The organism is Enterobacter sp. RHBSTW-00593 (genome assembly GCF_013784105.1).
Taxonomy (GTDB): domain Bacteria; phylum Pseudomonadota; class Gammaproteobacteria; order Enterobacterales; family Enterobacteriaceae; genus Enterobacter; species Enterobacter ludwigii.
The window spans coordinates 1688608-1706006 of sequence record NZ_CP056393.1 but is presented as its reverse complement, the minus strand read 5'-3'; the positions used below and the strand labels follow the sequence as shown (position 1 = coordinate 1706006).

Annotated in this window: 17 protein-coding genes and 2 pseudogenes; 9 read left to right on the top strand and 10 right to left on the bottom strand. The window is 59.5% G+C overall.

What is annotated here, in order from left to right; genetic code table 11:
• Positions 1-12 precede the first annotated feature (12 nt).
• From HV242_RS07945 to hpxU, 5 genes are all read right to left on the bottom strand, one after another.
• Complete coding sequence (locus tag HV242_RS07945; RefSeq protein ID WP_020884737.1) at positions 13-750, bottom strand: amino acid ABC transporter ATP-binding protein; 738 nt, start codon at positions 748-750, stop codon at positions 13-15.
• On the bottom strand, positions 731-1387 hold the full coding sequence (locus HV242_RS07940) for an amino acid ABC transporter permease (protein WP_025204495.1): 657 nt from the start codon (positions 1385-1387) through the stop codon (positions 731-733). Before HV242_RS07940 ends, HV242_RS07945 begins: the two co-directional genes overlap by 20 nt.
• On the bottom strand, positions 1387-2052 hold the full coding sequence (locus tag HV242_RS07935; RefSeq protein WP_014169471.1) for an amino acid ABC transporter permease: 666 nt from the start codon (positions 2050-2052) through the stop codon (positions 1387-1389). The genes HV242_RS07940 and HV242_RS07935 overlap by 1 nt, the downstream gene beginning before the upstream one ends.
• A gap of 4 nt (positions 2053-2056) precedes the next feature.
• On the bottom strand, positions 2057-2839 hold the full coding sequence (locus HV242_RS07930) for a transporter substrate-binding domain-containing protein (protein ID WP_020884739.1): 783 nt from the start codon (positions 2837-2839) through the stop codon (positions 2057-2059).
• 192 nt (positions 2840-3031) lie between these two features.
• Positions 3032-3871, bottom strand: a complete 840-nt coding sequence (gene hpxU, locus HV242_RS07925; RefSeq protein WP_063858508.1) for a MurR/RpiR family transcriptional regulator HpxU — start codon at positions 3869-3871, stop codon at positions 3032-3034.
• A 153-nt stretch (positions 3872-4024) separates the two neighbouring features.
• On the opposite strand from hpxU, the gene hpxW reads away from it, so the two are divergent.
• Genes hpxW through hpxZ form a run of 4 tightly spaced genes read left to right on the top strand, consistent with a single transcriptional unit; the run spans position 4025 to position 7584 of the window.
• Positions 4025-5608, top strand: coding sequence for an oxamate amidohydrolase (hpxW, locus tag HV242_RS07920; protein ID WP_063858509.1), 1584 nt, complete (start codon positions 4025-4027; stop codon positions 5606-5608).
• A 10-nt stretch (positions 5609-5618) separates the two neighbouring features.
• Positions 5619-5807 (top strand): oxalurate catabolism protein HpxX, encoded by a 189-nt coding sequence (hpxX, locus tag HV242_RS07915; protein WP_025204497.1) that lies wholly within the window; start codon positions 5619-5621, stop codon positions 5805-5807.
• Positions 5804-7201 (top strand): AtzE family amidohydrolase, encoded by a 1398-nt coding sequence (locus tag HV242_RS07910; protein WP_050736610.1) that lies wholly within the window; start codon positions 5804-5806, stop codon positions 7199-7201. The genes hpxX and HV242_RS07910 overlap by 4 nt, the downstream gene beginning before the upstream one ends.
• On the top strand, positions 7198-7584 hold the full coding sequence (gene hpxZ / locus HV242_RS07905) for an oxalurate catabolism protein HpxZ (RefSeq protein ID WP_032677834.1): 387 nt from the start codon (positions 7198-7200) through the stop codon (positions 7582-7584). The genes HV242_RS07910 and hpxZ overlap by 4 nt, the downstream gene beginning before the upstream one ends.
• 91 nt (positions 7585-7675) lie before the next feature.
• Here the strand turns inward: hpxZ and puuE are convergent.
• The 3 genes and pseudogenes from puuE to HV242_RS07890 form a co-directional block, all read right to left on the bottom strand.
• A pseudogene (gene puuE / locus HV242_RS07900) lies at positions 7676-8593 on the bottom strand (allantoinase PuuE); the annotation flags it as partial.
• Positions 8493-9366 (bottom strand): annotated as a pseudogene (gene hpxA / locus HV242_RS07895) (allantoin racemase). The pseudogenes puuE and hpxA, both read right to left, overlap by 101 nt.
• Complete coding sequence (locus HV242_RS07890) at positions 9366-10082, bottom strand: GntR family transcriptional regulator (RefSeq protein WP_020884746.1); 717 nt, start codon at positions 10080-10082, stop codon at positions 9366-9368. The pseudogene hpxA and the gene HV242_RS07890 overlap by 1 nt, the downstream one beginning before the upstream one ends.
• Positions 10083-10226: 144 nt before the next feature.
• Between HV242_RS07890 and HV242_RS07885 the strand changes: the two genes are divergently transcribed.
• A complete protein-coding gene (locus HV242_RS07885; protein ID WP_014169461.1) occupies positions 10227-11723 on the top strand; it encodes an NCS1 family nucleobase:cation symporter-1 in 1497 nt (498 codons plus the stop codon).
• 99 nt (positions 11724-11822) lie between these two features.
• Positions 11823-13142 (top strand): guanine deaminase, encoded by a 1320-nt coding sequence (gene guaD / locus HV242_RS07880; protein ID WP_063858510.1) that lies wholly within the window; start codon positions 11823-11825, stop codon positions 13140-13142.
• On the opposite strand, the gene uraH is transcribed toward guaD, so the two are convergent.
• Both uraH and uraD read right to left on the bottom strand, forming a co-directional pair.
• The gene (gene uraH, locus HV242_RS07875; RefSeq protein WP_014169459.1) at positions 13122-13445 is read right to left on the bottom strand and encodes a hydroxyisourate hydrolase; all 324 of its coding nucleotides are present in this window, start codon (positions 13443-13445) and stop codon (positions 13122-13124) included. The two genes, guaD and uraH, sit on opposite strands and share 21 nt — an antisense overlap.
• The gene (gene uraD / locus HV242_RS07870; RefSeq protein WP_050736609.1) at positions 13442-13942 is read right to left on the bottom strand and encodes a 2-oxo-4-hydroxy-4-carboxy-5-ureidoimidazoline decarboxylase; all 501 of its coding nucleotides are present in this window, start codon (positions 13940-13942) and stop codon (positions 13442-13444) included. Before uraD ends, uraH begins: the two co-directional genes overlap by 4 nt.
• A gap of 242 nt (positions 13943-14184) precedes the next feature.
• Here uraD and hpxO point away from each other — a divergent pair, with 242 nt between their 5' ends.
• Genes hpxO through HV242_RS07855 form a run of 3 tightly spaced genes read left to right on the top strand, consistent with a single transcriptional unit; the run spans position 14185 to position 17354 of the window.
• The gene (gene hpxO, locus HV242_RS07865; protein ID WP_050736608.1) at positions 14185-15339 is read left to right on the top strand and encodes an FAD-dependent urate hydroxylase HpxO; all 1155 of its coding nucleotides are present in this window, start codon (positions 14185-14187) and stop codon (positions 15337-15339) included.
• Between the two features lie 17 nt (positions 15340-15356).
• Positions 15357-16391 (top strand): molybdenum cofactor-independent xanthine hydroxylase subunit HpxD, encoded by a 1035-nt coding sequence (gene hpxD, locus HV242_RS07860; RefSeq protein WP_032677828.1) that lies wholly within the window; start codon positions 15357-15359, stop codon positions 16389-16391.
• Between the two features lie 12 nt (positions 16392-16403).
• Positions 16404-17354: a PDR/VanB family oxidoreductase gene (locus HV242_RS07855; protein ID WP_050736607.1), complete on the top strand. Its 951-nt coding sequence runs from the start codon at positions 16404-16406 to the stop codon at positions 17352-17354.
• Positions 17355-17399 lie beyond the last annotated feature (45 nt).

The following is a 17399-nucleotide window of genomic DNA, read 5'->3' as shown; positions in this document are numbered from 1 at the left end:
TTTAGTCCTTAGTTAATTGAGGCCGCGCACGGAGGAGATAAACTGTTTAAGCTCAGTGGTCTGTGGGTTAGCGAACAGCGTTTTGCTGTCGCCCTGCTCCCAGACGCGCCCCTGATGCATAAACACCACGCGGTCGCCCACTTCGCGGGCAAAATTCATTTCATGGGTCACCAGGATCAGCGTCATCCCCTCAGCGGCCAGTTGTTCCAGCACCTTGAGCACTTCGCCTACCAGTTCCGGATCGAGCGCGGAAGTTATCTCGTCACAGAGTAAAACTTTAGGCGACATCGCCAGAGCACGGGCAATCGCCACGCGCTGCTGCTGGCCGCCGGAGAGGCTTGACGGGTAGTAATCCAGACGGTCACCCAGCCCGACTTTCTCCAGCATGCGCTGCGCCAGCACCTGACATTCTGCTGCGCTTTTCTTCAGCACCCGACGTGGCGCGAGCATCACGTTTTCCATCGCCGTCATGTGCGGGAAAAGGTTGAAGTTCTGAAATACCATGCCGACCGAGCGGCTGATTTCACGCGCCTGGGAATCCCGGTCGGTAATGGTCATGCCGCCGAGCTTGATGCTGCCGTCCTGATACCCTTCGAGGCCGTTAATGCAGCGCAACAGCGTGCTTTTACCCGAACCGCTGCGCCCGATAATTGAAATGACCTGGCCCATGTCGATGTCCAGATCCACGCCCTTGAGCACGTGGTTATCGCCGTAGTACTTCTGCACCTGATTAATGGTGATGAGAGGCATTGAATTTAGTCTCCAGATAACGGCTGTAGCGCGACAGCGGATAACACAGAATGAAGTAGCCGAGCGCCACCAGCGCAAAGACTTTAAACGGCTGATAGGTCACGTTGGTCAGCATCGTCCCGGCCTTGGTCAGCTCGATAAAACCGATAATGGATGCCAGCGCGGTCCCCTTAATCACCTGCACGGCGAACCCCACCGTTGGGGCGATGGCGATGCGTAACGCCTGGGGAGCCACCACGCGAAACAGCGTCTGGCCGAAGGTCAGCCCCAGACAGCGCGACGCCTCCCACTGCCCTTTCGGCAGCGCACGAATACTGCCAAACCAGATATCAAGCAAAAAGGCGCTGGTGTAGAACGTCAGGGCCAGCGACGCGGCGGTCCACGGCGAAACATCGATACCCAACAGCGCCACGCCGAAGAAGGCCAGGAACAGTTGCATCAGCAGCGGCGTGCCCTGAAACAGTTCGATATAGCCGCGGATAAGACGTTTTACCGTACGCCCGCCCGTGAGGCGCAACAGCAACAGCGGCAGCGTTACCGCCGCCCCGCCGACAAACGCCACCAGCGACAGCAGCACCGTCCAGCGTCCGGCGAGCAGCAGATTGCGAATAATGTCCCAGTCGGTAAAGGTGGTCATCATGCCTGTACCCCCAGCCACTTCCGTCCTGCCGCCATCATTAGCTGGCGCAGGGTAATTGACAGCACCAGGTAAATTCCGGTGGTCACCAGATAGACCTCAAAGCTCAGGAACGTTCTTGACTGAATCAGGTTGGCGGCAAAAGTCAGCTCTTCATAGGAGACCTGCGACACCACCGACGAACCGAGCATAACGATAATGCACTGGCTGACCAGCGCCGGATAAATACGCTGCAGGGCCGGTGGCAGCACCACGCGTATAAACGTTTGCAGGCGGGTAAGCCCCAGCACGCGGCCGGCCTCCCACTGTCCTTTGGGCGTAACCTGAATACCGGCACGGACAATCTCCGTGCTGTACGCGCCCAGGTTGACGACCATTGCCAGCAGCGCCGCTTCGCCCGCCGTCATCTTCAGCCCCAGATTCGGCAGACCGAACACAATGAAAAACAGCTGCACGACAAAGGGCGTGTTGCGGATAATCTCCACGTAGCCGCCCCAGATCCTGCTGAACCACGTCGTCCGGCCGCTGCGAATCGCCGCCCCGAAAATACCGATCGCCAGCCCGCCGAGGGTTGCCATCACCGTCAGTTGAATGGTGACCCACAGCCCTGCCAGCAGCGCCGGCCAGTACGGCCAGAGCGCAGAGAAATGGAGTTGCTCTGTCATCGCCTTACACGCCCAGGCTTGCCGGCAACGGCGCTTTCAGCCACTGCTCAGAGAGGCTATTCAGGGTGCCGTCTTTAATTCCCTGCTCAATCACCGCATCAACTTTCGCTTTCAGCGCCGGTTCGTTTTTCTTCAGCCCGATAAAGCACGGCGAGTCCTTCAGCATAAAGCTCGGAACCGGGGCTTTGGCGGCGTTCTGGCGGGAAATCGCCGCCACGACCAGATTGCCTGTCGCCACGTACTGGACCTGACCGGACAGGTAAGCCGACAGGGTGGTGTTATTGTCTTCGTAGCGTTTGACGTCTGCATCTTTCGGCGCAAGGCTGGTCAGCACCATGTCCTCCACCGCACCGCGCGTCACGCCAATGGTTTTTCCACTCAGCTGAGCAGCATCTTTCAGTTCAGCCCCTTTCGGGCCGAACACGCCGAGGAAGAACGGCGCATAGGCACGGCTAAAATCGATCACCTTTTCACGCTCGGCGTTTTTACCGAGGCTTGAGATCACCAGATCCACCTTATCGGTTTGCAGATACGGCACGCGGTTGGCACTGGTCACCGGCACCAGCTGCAGCTTGAGCTTCATCTGTTTTGCCAGATAGCGCGCCATGTCGATGTCGTAGCCCTGCGGCTGGAGATCGGTCCCGACTGAACCAAACGGAGGAAAATCCTGCGGGACGGCGATACGAAGAGTGCCGCGTTTCTCAATATCCTGAAGCTGGTCAGCTTTTGCTGGCAGGTTTGCAAACAGACAGACGGCCCCGGTCAGTGCAATCAATAACTTTTTCATGGTGCTTCCCCGTAACGTTAACATGAAACAAAAGATTCTTTGAGTTGGATTTTGCAACTAATGTGCCAGATGAAGCGAAACGGGAAATTTTCTCTGAAGGCCTGATAAAACGAGAGCGGGGCGGAAAAGGCCTCCCTTTTCCGCCCCGCTCTTCTGCACTATTTTAATGCAAAGCACCAGCCTGATGCCCCATTATCGCTGTTCCAGTTCGTCCAGTTGCTGATACAGGGAGGCGATATCGTGGATCCGGGGACGGCCTTTATCGAGGATTTCATGCAGGAAGGCGTTAGCCAGCAGGTTGATCAGACTGTTGACCGACGAGTAGCTGTCGTACGCCGAGACGCTGTCCAGCGGGGCGCAGAGCTGCCAGCTGGTCAGCGGAAACAGGCTGTGTGCCTGCGGCTCACACATCAGCAGAACCGGAATACCGCTGTGCTGAAGCTGCTGCAACAGCGGCCGAACGATCCGCGGGCGACGGCGAAACGCCATCATAATCACCAGATCGTCGGGCGTGAGATCGACCAGTTCCTCGCTCAGACTCTGCCCCGGCTGCGGCTGCAGCAGCACCTGCCCGCGCGCCTGCAACAGCTGCTGGCGCAGGTGCAGCGCCGCCGGATAGGCGTTGCGCATCCCGATAATCACAATCCGCCGTGCCTTCACCATTGAGGCCATGGCCTCGGCAAACTGCTGAGCATCCAGAGCGTTGACCCACTGGGTGAGGTTTGCCATCTCCTGCTTATAATGCCGCGCCAGCAGAGTGTTGCCCTGCACCGCATCGCGGTTATCGGTCAGCGGCATGCCGCTCTGGCGCAGCGTGCGCAGTTCGTCGCGCATCTCTTTATACTTCTCATAGCCCAGACGCTTAAACAGACGGCTCACCGTGGCTTTCGACACCCCGCTCAGCTGCGCCAGCTCGGCGCTGTTATAACTAATGAGGTCGTCGAAATGATCAAAAATAAAATCAGCCACCCGTTGCTCCTGCGGTGACAACGACGCGTATTGCGCTTTCAGACGTTCATCAAGCTGTTCCATAAAGCCTCTGTAACTTTTGTTTCACCTCACTATACCTTTCATTAAGCATGCCAGCTTCTTAAAACGTTATGTTACGACTGACGTGAAACTTTTCATTCATAACTGGAACAGCTTTTGCAGCACCTTGTGACTTTTGGGTTATGAGGACTCTCCATGCAAAGTAATGTCTCCGTACACGGAATGGCCGTGGCGCCCCACCATCTTGCCAGCCAGAGCGCTCTGGCCATTCTGCGCGAAGGCGGTAGCGCGATTGAGGCAATGGTCGCCGCCGCCGCAACCATTGCCGTGGTTTACCCGCACATGAACGGTCTCGGTGGGGACGGTTTCTGGCTTATCGTGCCGCCCGATGGCGAACCGGTCGCCATTGACGCCAGCGGCGCAGCTGGCTCACTGGCGACGCTTGCCGCCTATGACGATGTCTCTCAGATCCCCCATCGCGGGCCTCGCGCGGCGCTGACCGTAGCGGGAACGGTGAGCGGCTGGGACGAAGCGCTGAAGGTTTCGCGCACGCTGACGGGCACCGCTCTTCCCCTGAATCGCCTGCTGGCAGACGCCATTGACTATGCCCGAAACGGCACGCCGGTGACCGCGTCTCAGGCCGCCGCCACGGCCAGTAAGCTGGATGAACTGAAGGACCTGCCCGGCTTCGCGGAGACCTGGCTGACGGACGGCAAGCCGCCGCAGGTCGGCAGCCGGTTTTATCAACCGGCGCTGGCCTCCACGCTCTCGCACCTCGCAGAAGACGGTCTGGACAGTTTTTATCGCGGCCCGCTGGCGGAGCGTCTGGCCCGGGGCATGGAAACGCTGGGGCTGCCCATCACCCTGGCTGACCTAAACGCGCATGTCGCCCGGCGCACCACGCCGCTGAAATTACAGCATCAGCAGGGCGAAGTGTGGAACCTTGCGCCGCCAACGCAGGGGCTGGTGTCGCTGGCGATCCTCGGGATAACCGACCGCCTGTCCATGGCCGATGCTGACGAAGCGACCACCGTTCACCGCATTGTAGAGGCCACCAAACTGGCGTTTGGTCTGCGCGATGCCCATATCACCGACCCGCGCGAGCTGAAAACCGATATCCAGAGTCTGCTGGAACCTGCCGCCCTCGCCGCCCTCGCCGACCAGGTCGATGATAACCAGGCCGCACCGTGGGGCTGCGGCAAAGGCCCTGGTGATACGGTCTGGATGGGAGTGATGGATAACAGCGGTCTTGCCGTGTCGTTTATCCAGAGCATTTATCACGAGTTCGGCAGCGGCGTGGTCCTGCCTGATACCGGCATCGTCTGGCAAAACCGGGGAGCCTCATTCAGCCTCAATCCCCGTCACCTGCTGGCGCTTGCGCCAGGAAAACAACCGTTCCACACCCTGAACCCGGCAGCCGCGCGTCTGCATGACGGACGCGTCATGGTCTACGGCTCGATGGGCGGTGACGGCCAGCCGCAAACCCAGGCCACCCTGTTTACCCGCTATGTGGTGCAGGGGGTACCACTGCAAGAGAGCATCGCCCGCCCGCGCTGGTTACTGGGGCGCACCTGGGGACAGACATCCGACACTCTGAAGGTGGAAGGCCGCTTTACGCCGCAGACCGTCGCGCGCCTGCGGGCGCTGGGCCACGACGTGGAGAGCCTCCCGGAATTCAGCGAAGCCATGGGCCACGCGGGTGCGATTGTTCGTCATCCCAACGGGCTGTTTGAAGGGGCATTTGACCCGCGCAGCAACGGCGCCGCCGCCGGATTTTAAGGGGAGACTGATGAATACCACACAACCTGACTGGCATGCCTATCTGGCGCAAATGGAGTCCGTGCTGGGCGTTGAGCTGGATGACGCCCGCCGGGCAGAACTCCATGTGCAGTTCTGCCGTATCGCGGCGATGGCCGCCCCGCTGATGGCGCTGCCGCTTGATGACCGTCTGGAGATCGCAGGAGTATACAAAGCATGACGCTACACGAGATGAGTATCAGTGAGATCCAGCAGGCGCTGAGTGCAGGCGACCTGAGCGCCCATGACATCGCCCGCCAGACCCTGGAAGCCATTACGCGCATCAATCCCCATATCAACGCCTGGACCACCGTCACGGAAGAACGCATGCTGGCCGAAGCCGAGAATATCGACACCCTGCGTCGGGAGAAACGCCCTCTGCCGCCGCTGGCAGGTATTCCCTACGCGGTGAAAAACCTGTTCGACGTCGCCGGGCATACGACCCTTGCCGGTGCAGAGCTGTTCAGCCAGCGCCCCCCCGCCACCGCTGACAGCTTTGCGGTACGCCAGCTGCGCAGTGCCGGCGGCTTATTGTCGGGGATGGTCAACATGGATGCCTACGCCTACGGCTTTACGACGGAAAACAGTTACTACGGCGCAACGCGTAACCCGCACGATGTGACGCGCATTGCCGGAGGATCGTCCGGCGGCTCTGCCGCCGCGGTCGCTGCCGGACTGGTTCATTTTTCGCTCGGCACCGACACCAACGGGTCGATTCGCGTACCGGCCTCCCTGTGCGGAATATACGGTCTTAAGCCCACTTTTGGTCGTCTGTCACGCGCCGGCAGCCATCCGTTTGTCGCCAGTCTGGATCACATCGGGCCGTTTGCCCGTCGCGTGAGCGATCTGGCGTCGGTGTACGATGCACTGCAGGGTCGGGATACCAGCGACGGATTTCAGGCGGAGAGCTCCCGGGAGCAGACCCGGCCCCTGCTCGACCGCGGTCTGGATGGTTTGCGCTGCGCGGTGCTCGGCGGCTATTTCAGTACCTGGTGCGACAGCGACATGCGAGACGCCGTGGCGCGGGTGGCAAAAGCCCTCGACGTGCAGGAAACGCTGCAATTCCCCGATGCCGAACTGGCCCGCTCCGCGGCGTTTATCATCAGCGCCTCGGAAGGCGGAAATCAGTACCTGCCCGCGCTTCGCCGCGAGCCCGGGCGTTTTGAACCGCACTCCCGCGAGCGACTGCTGGCCGGCGCGATGATCCCTTCAGCCTGGTATATTCAGGCCCAGCGTTTTCGCACGCAGGCCCGACAGGCGTTTAAAGCGTTGTTTGCGCAGGCCGACGTGCTGATCGCCCCGGCCACGCCGCGCAGTGCAACGCAAATTGGCGAAGAGATTATGGAGATCAACGGCCAGCCGTTACCGGTTCGCGCCAGCATGGGCATGCTGACGCAGCCGATTTCGTTTTTAGGTTTACCCGTTACCACCGTCCCGCTGCGCACCGCTCAGGGCGCACCTGTTGGCCTGCAGTTGATCGCCGCACCGTTTAACGAGCAAGCCTGCCTGCGCGTGGCGCGGGTGCTGGAAGCAAGCGGAATAACCGATGCCCGGCCGGCGGAGATGGCACCATGATAAATCACGATGACATTAACCTTCCGTGGGTCGTTGCAGAAGTGACCGCAGCCTTTTACCGCTATGAAGATGCGCTGGTAAGCAACAACATTCCGGTGCTGGATGAGCTGTTCTGGCACGACAAAAACACGGTGCGTCTCGGTGCGGGCGAAAACCTGTACGGCATTGAGGAAATCCGCGCCTTTCGGGCGGCGCGCCCATCCGCGGGTCTGCAAAGGACATTGCGCCATACGGTAATCACCACCTTCGGAGAGGATTACGCCGTGTGTAGCACCGAATTCACCCGCGAAGGAACGGAGCGGATTGGCCGCCAGCAGCAGACATGGGTACGCTTCCCGTACGGCTGGCGAATTGTGGCGGCGCAGGTCAGCGTGATGGCGTAATGTTTATAACCCTGCCCGGTGGCGCTTTTCCCATCAGATAAGCAGCAGGCCGGGACAGGCGTCACCGCCCGCCCGGCGCACTGCTGGATCGTTATTGTTGAAACGGGTGCACCTCACGCCAGTGATCGGCTATCTGCTGGCGGGTACAGACCCATACCCGATCGTGCTGCGCAAGGTAATCAAGGAACCGCTGCAGAGCACGAAAACGCCCCGGACGCCCCAGCAGACGGCAATGCATGCCGATGGACATCATCTTCGGCGCACGTTCCCCTTCTTCGTACAGCACGTCAAAGCTGTCTTTCAGGTAGGTATAAAACTGCTCGGCGGTGTTGAACCCCTGAGCGGTCGCGAAGCGCATGTCGTTGGCATCCAGCGTATACGGCACAATCAGGTGGGGTTTGCGCGTGCCGTCGCTGCACGCCACTTGCGTCCAGAACGGTAAATCATCGCCATAGTAGTCGCTGTCATAGTCAAAGCCCCCATGCTCCACTACCAGCTGGCGGGTGTTTGGGCTGTCACGCCCGGTGTACCAGCCGGCAGGCGGTTTGCCAAACAGGTCAGTCAGGACATGCACCGCCTTGTGCAGGTGCTCGCGTTCCTGGTTGATATCCATACTTTGATAGTGGATCCAGCGCCAGCCGTGGCTAACCACGTCGTAATCAGCTGCTTTGATGGCGTCGACGATATCGGGATGTCGCGCCAGCGCCATTGCCACGCCAAAGACCGTCAGCGGCAGGCCACGCTTGCAGAATTCGTTATGGATCCGCCAGAACCCGGCACGGCTGCCGTATTCATAGAGGGAGTCCATCGACATGTGTCTGTCCGGATAACTGGCCGCACCGATGATGTCCGAGAGGAATTGTTCTGAGCCGGCATCACCGTGCAGCACGTGGTTTTCCGCCCCTTCTTCATAATTGAGTACAAACTGCACGGCGATGCGCGCCTGGTTCGGCCACTGCGCGTGCGGCGGCTTGCCTGCATAGCCGCGTAAGTCCCGCGGATAATCCTCGTTAAAAAGCGCCATTATCACCCCCTCAATTAAAATGGATTCAGTGCCTGAAAGTGTCCGCTCAACGCTTTTTTCTCCGGGAAAGCCAGGTCCCCGTGCTTGCTGGTTGACAGCCCCAGCGCCACCAGCGACTCGACCATTTTTACCGCCGCACTGACGCCGTCGATCACCGGCACGTGCAGCTCACGCGTCAGCTCCTGCGCCAGCGTCGCCATTCCACCGCAGCCGAGCACAATCGCGCCGCAGCCATCTTCTTTCAGCGCCTGGATGCAGCGCGCGCGCACCTTCTCCTGAGCCAGGCCGCTACCGTCTTCCAGTGCCAGCACCGGCAGATCGATGGCATGCAGGGCTGCACAGTGGTCCTGGAAACCATACTGGTGCAACAGATGACGGGCGATAATCCGCGTGCGCGGCAGCGTGGTCACAACGGAAAAGCGCGTTGCCACCAGCGTGGCCATATGCATCGCAGCTTCTGCGATACCGATGACCGGCCCCTGCGCCAGCTCGCGCGCCGCCAGCAGGCCGGGGTCACCAAAGCAGGCAATCACATGTCCATCCACGCCCTGTTGCCGTCCGCGTTTTATCTGTTCGAGAACGCCCACGGCGGCGATGGCCTCATCAAAATGACCTTCTATCGAGGGCACACCTGCGCTCGGGCAGACGGCGAGGATCTCCGTTCCCGGTGCTGCTACCGCGCGGGCTGCGGCGCCGATGGTTTCCGTCATCGCGAGGCTGGTGTTGGGGTTAATCACTTGTATACAAACAGACGACATTACGACTCCTTGTGGCTGGCGAACAGCCGGGCAAAATCAGGCAGGCACTCACCGGCCCGTTCGAAACAGAGACTGGCGACAATATGTTCAAAATGGTGCATTAAGGCCTCACTCAGGGGCTGGAGCGCCTTCTGGCGCAAGAGTTCCACCAGTTGCTCGTGGTCATTGCAGCGGCAGCCCTGACGCCACGGCGCGCCCCAGGCTGCGATCACCAGCGACGACCGCTGGCTCAGTCCGGTCACCATCTCTGTCAGCACCTGATTGCCTGAAATGGCCTGAAGCTGAATATGGAAATTGGCGGAGTGGCGGATTGCGGCGGGGCCGTCATACGCTTCGTGCGCCTGCTGCTCCTGGCGAATAATCCCTTCCAGTGCAGCCAGATGCGGCGGCTGACAGTGGGCCAGCACGTCCGGCAGGTTAGCCACCTCAAGCAGCGCGCGCGTGCGGAAGATCTGCTGCGCTTCTTCTACCGTCGGGCTGGCCACGTGTGCACCACGTTTGGGCGTTAAGGTGACCATTTGCACAGCGGCGAGTCGTTGCAGCACCTTGCGAATACCGGTGCGGCTCACGCCGAAGACCTCAGCCAGCGCCTCTTCAGGCAATTTACTTCCCGGGAGCAACTGATGTTCGACTATCGCGGTCATCAGCGCCTGAAAGATAGATTCATCTTTGTCATGCAGGTCTGGCGCGGTCTGCAGGCTGTTTATGTTGTTCATTCACCACTCCGATTTTTACTTTTCGTTATCGAATCGTATACATAAAAATAAAATATTGCATACAAGATTTATTATTTTGGCCTGGATCCTGCAACACCGTCTGCACTCCCACTTAACGGGTTTTCATTCACAGGAGCAGGTTTCATGCCAAACAGACAAAACGCGCAGCACGGTACGGCCGCTGATTCCGGTGCGGTTTACAGCCCACGGCTTTGCAATGAGGATCTGGCACCGACGCGTGACCAGAACTGGAGCTGGTACAACATCTTTTCTTTCTGGATGTCGGACGTCCACAGCATGGGGGGTTATGTTGTTGCCGCGAGCTTCTTTACGCTCGGGCTGGCAAGCTGGCAGGTCTTGCTCTGCCTGCTGATAGGGATTTGCATTGTGCAGTTGTGCGCCAACCTGGTGGCGAAACCGAGTCAGATGGCAGGCGTACCCTACGCGGTGATTTGCCGTCAGGCATTTGGCGTTTTCGGGGCCAATATTCCGGCGGTGATCCGCGGGCTGATTGCTTTCGCGTGGTACGGTATTCAGACCTACCTGGCCGCCAACGCGCTGATGCTGGTGGCGCTTAAGTTCTGGCCTTCACTCGCGACGCTCACCACCGGTTCGTTCCTGGGCCTGTCGCATCTTGGCTGGATCTGTTTCGCTATCATGTGGGTGCTGCAGGCGATGGTCTTCTGGCACGGCATGAGCGCCATTAAGCGCTTTATTGATATCGCCGGTCCGGCGGTCTACGTGGTGATGCTGGCGCTGGCGGGATGGATTGTATACAAGACCGGTTTTGACGGCATCTCCTTTACCCTTGCCAGCAAATCCCTGAGCGCCGGTGAGCAGACCTGGCAGATGATCACCGCCACGGCGCTGGTGGTCTCTTACTTCTCCGGCCCGCTGCTCAATTTTGGTGACTTCTCCCGCTACGGTAAAAGCATGGGGGAGATCCGCCGCGGTAACCGCTGGGGCCTGCCGTTTAACTTTCTGTTGTTCTCCATCGTTACCGTGGTGATTGTGTCGGGTACGCAATCGCTGTTTGGCCGCATGATCACTGACCCGATTGAAACCGTCAGCCGTGTGGGCAACGATCTGGCGGTGGCCATTGGCTTGCTGACCATGATCACCGCCACCATCGGGATCAACATCGTGGCGAACTTCGTCTCCCCGGCGTTTGATTTCTCTAACTGTTCACCGCAAAAAATCAGCTTCCGCACCGGGGGGATGATCGCCGCCGTCGGCTCTATCCTGTTAACCCCGTGGAACCTGTTTAACTCGCCGGAGCTTATCCACTACACTCTGGACGTGCTCGGGGCGTTTATTGGCCCGCTGTTCGGGATTCTGATTGCCGATTTTTACCTGATTAAGCGCGGCAAGGTCTCCGTAGACGATCTGTTTGATGACACGCCAAAAGGCAAATACTGGTATCGCAACGGTTTCAACCCGAAAGCCATCGGCGCGCTGGTGCCATCCGTTGCCGTTGGGCTGGTGATAAGCTTTATTCCCTCCCTGCATGAAGTGGCAAACTTTAGCTGGTTTATCGGCGTCTTCCTGGGCGGGGTCACCTACCGCTGGCTGGCGCGGGAAGAGCGTGAAGCGGCAGACGCCTCGTCGTTCAGCCCCCGCGTGGCGACGCAAAAAGAGTAACCCTTCCTCCGGGCCGCAGTTCCTCTGCGGCCTTTTTCATTCTGGCACCGTTTTTGCTCAGTCTCATCACCCCGCTACGCAAACACTAAGGCAGGAATCATGATGGACTACCAGACTGCGATCCGCGGTGCATTTTTTGATATTGCCCGGGTCTGCGACAGTGCAGACATTATCGCCCAACAGGCGCGCTACCTTGAAGACGGGCTGCTGTTCATCCATAACGGCAAAATTCTGGCGCAGATGGCCTGGCAGGAGGGCGAGCAGTATCTTGATCCCTATAAAGGGTACACCGACCTGCGTGGCAAACTGCTGCTCCCGGGTTTTGTCGATACCCACGTCCATTACCCGCAGACGGAGATGATTGGCGCTTTTGGTGAGCAACTGCTGGAGTGGCTGACCACATACACGTTCCCGGTAGAAAGCCAGTTTGCCGATGAGGCCTATGCGAAAGAGATCGCGGCGTTTTTCATCAACCAACTGGTCAGCCACGGCACCACCACCGCGCTGGTGTTTTGTACGCTGCATCCTGAATCGGTCGAGGCGCTGTTCACCGAGGCCCTGCGCCTTAACATGCGCCTTATCGCCGGCAAGGTGATGATGGACCGCCACACGCCTGACTACCTGAGTGAAACCGCGAAAGAGAGCTACCGGCAGACGCGCGAGTTGATCCAGCGCTGGCACCACCGTGGACGGTTGGGCTACGCCATTACGCCACGCTTTGCCCCGACCTCCTCACCGGAACTGCTGGCCGCGGTCAGCCTGCTCAGAGAGGAGTTTCCCGACACGTGGATGCAGACCCATCTGAGCGAAAACCCAAATGAAGTGGCCTGGGTAAGCGATCTGTGGCCGGAACATGAACGTTATCTGGATGTGTATCATCATTACGGGCTGACCGGCGAACGCAGCGTGTTTGCCCATGGGATCCACCTCCATGAGAGTGAATGGCGCTGTCTGCACGATACCGGCTCGGCAGTGGCGTTTTGCCCCACCTCGAACCTGTTTCTTGGCAGCGGACTGTTCCGCTTACCCGCCTGCTGGCAACACCAGGTGCGTATGGGCATTGGCACCGATGTGGGTGCCGGAACCACCTTCAGCATGCTGCGCACCCTCGGGGAGGCGTACAAGGTGGGTCAGCTGCAGAGCTACCGCCTGCGCGCCAGCGAAGCGTTTTATCACGCCACGCTGGGAGGCGCTCACGCCCTGAGGCTGGACGATAAGATTGGCAATTTCGCCCCCGGCAAAGAGGCCGATTTTATCGTCATCGACCCGGCCGTTACGCCGCTACAGCGCCTGCGTAACCGGCGCTGTCAGGACATTTATGAGCAGCTGTTTGTGCTGATGACCCTGGGCGACGAGCGCAATATTAGCGAGACCTGGGTCAACGGTGTGCAGGTGTGGTCAACTGCCGCGGTAGGTTGACCACCCGCCCGGCGCAATCACAAACGGCAGGTGGAAGTGCTCGTCTGCCGTTTCTCCCGTCACAAAATCGATCTGTGCGCAGGGGTAAAGCGTGTCGCGGCCGGTTTCGGTGAACCAAGCCCCTATCTCGGCCACCAGCCGGTAACGTCCTGCAGGCAGGAAAGGGATAAACGCGGTGATGCGCCCCTGGGCGTTAGTGAAAGCAGTGGCCAATACGACGCCGTCCTGCTCAAGATAAACCCTTACGCCCTGCGCAGGTTTTCCCGTCGAAATATCAAGAATATGTGTGCTTAACGTACTCATTCGTCAATGACTCCTTCCAGCCGAAGCAGCGTAATTTCCCGCAGCTGTTCCAGTGCGGCCTGTACCTCCTGCGCATCGCTGTTTTCCAGCCGGGCGTTGAGGGCGCGTAAAATCTCCTCACCGCTACGGCCTTTCGCGCGGATCAAAAACACGCGTCCAAAACGGGCCTCGTAGCGAGCGTTCCCTTCCTGCAGTGCCTGTGCCAGCTGCCTGTCGCGGTTGTCGACGGCACCCTGCTCCTGGCGCGAAAGCACCGCCTCCGCCCGGGCTCCCGTCGGTTTCTCACCAATTCGCGGGTGCGCATTCAGGGCCTGCGTAAGCGCCGTTTCATCCCAGGTTTGTGCCAATGTCCGGGCGGCGTCGAACAGTGCTTTGCGGTGTGAATAGGGCCGCCCCTGCACCAGCGCATCGGCCCAGTCGGGCAACGCCACGCAGGGCTGCAAATGCGCGAGCGCCTCTTCGTGGCTCAGTTGATTAAAAGTTTGCAATGCAATCATACTCACTCCCGTCATATCGTCGTTTTCTCGCTTTGCACAAACTACGCCACTCTTGCCATCCCCCATGAAACAGTCGATTCCGGATCGCACAACAGGAAATTATTGATTCATAAAAAGGCATTCTCACCGCGTTTGCGCACCTTAGCAGTGCAAAACCACCCCATACAACGCGCTTCTCGCCACTCTGCAGCCTGGTACGCAAATTGCTCTTCCCTTTTTACACCCTGCAAAAGGAGAGAAGGATGAGAGCAATCGTTATTGGCGCGGGCATTGGCGGCCTGAGCGCCGCTGTAGCGCTGAAGAAGGCGGGAATCGACTGTACCGTGTTTGAGGCCGTGAAAGAGATGAAGCCCGTCGGTGCGGCCATCTCCATCTGGCCCAATGGGGTGAAATGCATGCAGCACCTCGGGATGGGCGACATCATCGAGACCTACGGCGGCCCTATGCGCTTTATGGCCTATAAGGATCACCGGCGCGGCGATACCCTCACCCGCTTTAGCCTTGCCCCGCTGGTCGAGCGCACGGGCGGTCGCCCTTGCCCCGTGTCGCGCACGGAACTGCAGCGCGAAATGCTGAACTTCTGGGGGCACGAGAACGTTCAGTTCGGCAAACGCGTTGAAAGCGTCCGTGAGGACGCGGCTGGCGTCACCGTCACCTTCACCGACGGTACTACCGCGACGGGGGATTTCCTGATTGCCGCCGATGGCAGTCACTCCGCGGTTCGCCCGTACGTGCTGGGCTATACGCCCGAGCGCCGCTACGCCGGTTACGTCAACTGGAACGGGCTGGTGAAGATTGATGAAGAGATTGCCCCTGCGCACCAGTGGACCACCTTCGTCGGCGAGGGCAAGCGCGTTTCGCTGATGCCCGTCGCCGGCGGACGCTTCTATTTCTTTTTTGATGTTCCGCTCCCCCTCGGGCTGGCGGAAGATCGCACCACTCTTCGCGCCGATCTCACGGGCTACTTCCGCGGCTGGGCGGCACCGGTACAGAAGCTCATCGCCGCGCTGGATCCCGGGACCACCAACCGTATCGAAATCCACGACATTGAACCGTTCGACACCCTGGTGCGCGGCAACGTGGCGCTTCTTGGCGATGCCGCGCACAGCACCACGCCGGATATCGGCCAGGGCGGATGCGCGGCGATGGAGGACGCCGTGGTGCTGGGTGACTGCCTGCGCGAGAACCACAACATCGCACTGGCGTTGCGGCAGTACGAAGCGCTGCGCTGTGACCGGGTCCGCGACCTGGTGCTTAAGGCCCGTAAACGCTGTGATATCACGCATGGCAAAGACATGGCATTGACCCGGGCCTGGTACCAGGAGCTCAAAGAGGAGACCGGAGAGCGCATCATTAACGGTCTGTGCGACACCATTCAGGCCGGGCCTTTAGGCTGAACGCGAGAGGGACAACCATGAAAATACAACCGACTCCACCCGCCCATTGTACGTTTGAGCCAGAGGACTGGCTGCGTCTGGCAAAATGCTGGCATCCGGTTGCTCGCGCCTGCGACATCGGCGCGGCACCGGTCAAAGCCACCCTGCTCGACGAACAACTGGTTATCTACCGCGTCAAAGACCAGGTTGTGGTCGCCCGGGACGTTTGCCCGCACCGCGGCGTACCGCTGACGCTGGGCTTTCACGATGAACACGGGATAATCTGCCCTTATCATGGCTTACGCTTTGGTGAAGATGGACGCTGCAACCGCATTCCGTCCAGCCCTGACCAGCCGGTTCCCGCGAAGCTTAACCTGATTAACTATGCCGTGGAGGAGCGCTTTGGGTTGATCTGGACCTGCCTGGCGTTTGATCCCGATAACCCAATGCCGCTGCCCACCATGCCGCACTGGGATAACGACGGATTTCAGCAGATCAACTGCCCGGCGTTTGAAGTGAATGGCTTCGCCGGCCGTCAGGTGGAAGGCTTTCTGGACGTGGCGCATTTTGCCTGGATCCACACTGACACCTTTGCTGACCCCAATAATCCGCTGGTTCCCCATTATCAGCCCCAGGAGACGCCGTTTGGCTTTGTTGCCGATTACTGGAGCTCGGTGAGCAATTACCCCGCCAGCTCCGATGTCCAGGCCCCGGAAGGCTTCCAGTGGCTGCGTCATTTTGAAATGCATTTACCGTTTACCGCCACGCTGACGATCCATTTTCCGGGGGAAGCCAGGCTGGTGATCATGAACGCCGCCTCACCCGTCTCTTCACGGGTAACCCGCATGTTCGCCCCTATTGCGCGCAACTTTGACCTGCATATTCCGGTAGAGGAAGTGCACGCCTTCAATTTGCGTATTTTTGAAGAAGACCGCCTGATGGTTGAGACGCAGCGCCCGGAAAGCCTGCCGCTGGATCTGACTCTGGAAGCCCACATCCCTGCGGATAAAAGCTCGATTGCCTACCGCCGGGGGCTGAAAAAGATGGGCTTCGGCGAGTTTTTCCTGGTGTGACGGAGGAACGTGATGAGCGAAATGTTGAGCGTTATTGTCGACGGTCTCTGGCGTGAGGGGGATAAGAGTCTCGCCATCAGGCTGGTGTCAGAATGCGGTGAAGCCCTGCCTGGCTGGCAGCCCGGGGCGCACATTGACGTGCATCTGCCCTGCGGGCTGGTTCGCCAGTATTCGCTGACCGGGGCAAGCGACAGCGAGTGCTATCTTATTTGCGTAGGACGTGAAACCGCCTCGCGCGGAGGGTCACGCTATGTTCACGAGACGCTACGTCCGGGGCAGAAACTGCTTATCTCCTCACCGCGCAATCTGTTTGCGCTGCACGAGGCTGAACGCTTCTTGCTGCTGGCGGCAGGGATAGGCATAACGCCCTTGTATGCGATGGCCCGGCAGTTGGAGGCTTCCGGTACCCCATTTACGCTGCACTATTACGTTAAAGAGCATGGCAACGCGGCGTTTGCACGTGAACTCATGCAATTTAAACACGGCGAGTGTGTCATCCATACCATCAGCCCGCGCACTGCGCTGGCAGAGCACATGCCCACGCCAGCGCCCGGTTTCCACGCCTGGGTCTGCGGGCCGGCAGGCTTTATGGAGAAAGTGTATCAGGTCGCCCTCACGAGAGGCTGGGCGGAGAGCAATCTTCACAGCGAAGCATTCCAGCCCGTTATGCCCGCCGACTGTAATGAAACGGGCGAGATTTTTACAGTCAAGCTGGCATCAACCGGCGAGCGCTGGCCAGTGCCGGCGGACAAAACTATCGCGCAGGTGCTGCTGGAAAACGGCGTGGCGGTACCGCTCTCCTGTGAAATGGGGATTTGCGGCGCCTGTCTGACGCCAGTTATCGATGGCGTAGTGGATCACCGGGATAGCGTGCAGTCGGAGGCGGAGAAAAGCGCGGCAGACCAGCAGGTGGCGCTGTGCTGCTCGCGAAGCCATACAGGGGAACTGGTGATTGGGTTGTAGAACGAAAAAACCCTGCGATATTGCTATCGCAGGGTTTTCGGATTT

What these genes read in the sequence shown, in the direction of transcription:
- HV242_RS07930 (WP_020884739.1), bottom strand. Translation starts at nt 2,839, where the DNA reads ATGAAAAAGTTATTGATTGCACTGACCGGGGCCGTCTGTCTGTTTGCA.
- hpxD (WP_032677828.1), top strand. Translation starts at nt 15,357, where the DNA reads ATGAAAATACAACCGACTCCACCCGCCCATTGTACGTTTGAGCCAGAG.
- HV242_RS07910 (WP_050736610.1), top strand. Translation starts at nt 5,804, where the DNA reads ATGACGCTACACGAGATGAGTATCAGTGAGATCCAGCAGGCGCTGAGT.
- hpxZ (WP_032677834.1), top strand. Translation starts at nt 7,198, where the DNA reads ATGATAAATCACGATGACATTAACCTTCCGTGGGTCGTTGCAGAAGTG.
- hpxO (WP_050736608.1), top strand. Translation starts at nt 14,185, where the DNA reads ATGAGAGCAATCGTTATTGGCGCGGGCATTGGCGGCCTGAGCGCCGCT.
- uraD (WP_050736609.1), bottom strand. Translation starts at nt 13,942, where the DNA reads ATGATTGCATTGCAAACTTTTAATCAACTGAGCCACGAAGAGGCGCTC.
- HV242_RS07940 (WP_025204495.1), bottom strand. Translation starts at nt 1,387, where the DNA reads ATGACCACCTTTACCGACTGGGACATTATTCGCAATCTGCTGCTCGCC.
- HV242_RS07945 (WP_020884737.1), bottom strand. Translation starts at nt 750, where the DNA reads ATGCCTCTCATCACCATTAATCAGGTGCAGAAGTACTACGGCGATAAC.
- HV242_RS07855 (WP_050736607.1), top strand. Translation starts at nt 16,404, where the DNA reads ATGAGCGAAATGTTGAGCGTTATTGTCGACGGTCTCTGGCGTGAGGGG.
- HV242_RS07890 (WP_020884746.1), bottom strand. Translation starts at nt 10,082, where the DNA reads ATGAACAACATAAACAGCCTGCAGACCGCGCCAGACCTGCATGACAAA.
- hpxU (WP_063858508.1), bottom strand. Translation starts at nt 3,871, where the DNA reads ATGGAACAGCTTGATGAACGTCTGAAAGCGCAATACGCGTCGTTGTCA.
- HV242_RS07935 (WP_014169471.1), bottom strand. Translation starts at nt 2,052, where the DNA reads ATGACAGAGCAACTCCATTTCTCTGCGCTCTGGCCGTACTGGCCGGCG.
- hpxX (WP_025204497.1), top strand. Translation starts at nt 5,619, where the DNA reads ATGAATACCACACAACCTGACTGGCATGCCTATCTGGCGCAAATGGAG.
- hpxW (WP_063858509.1), top strand. Translation starts at nt 4,025, where the DNA reads ATGCAAAGTAATGTCTCCGTACACGGAATGGCCGTGGCGCCCCACCAT.
- guaD (WP_063858510.1), top strand. Translation starts at nt 11,823, where the DNA reads ATGATGGACTACCAGACTGCGATCCGCGGTGCATTTTTTGATATTGCC.
- HV242_RS07885 (WP_014169461.1), top strand. Translation starts at nt 10,227, where the DNA reads ATGCCAAACAGACAAAACGCGCAGCACGGTACGGCCGCTGATTCCGGT.
- uraH (WP_014169459.1), bottom strand. Translation starts at nt 13,445, where the DNA reads ATGAGTACGTTAAGCACACATATTCTTGATATTTCGACGGGAAAACCT.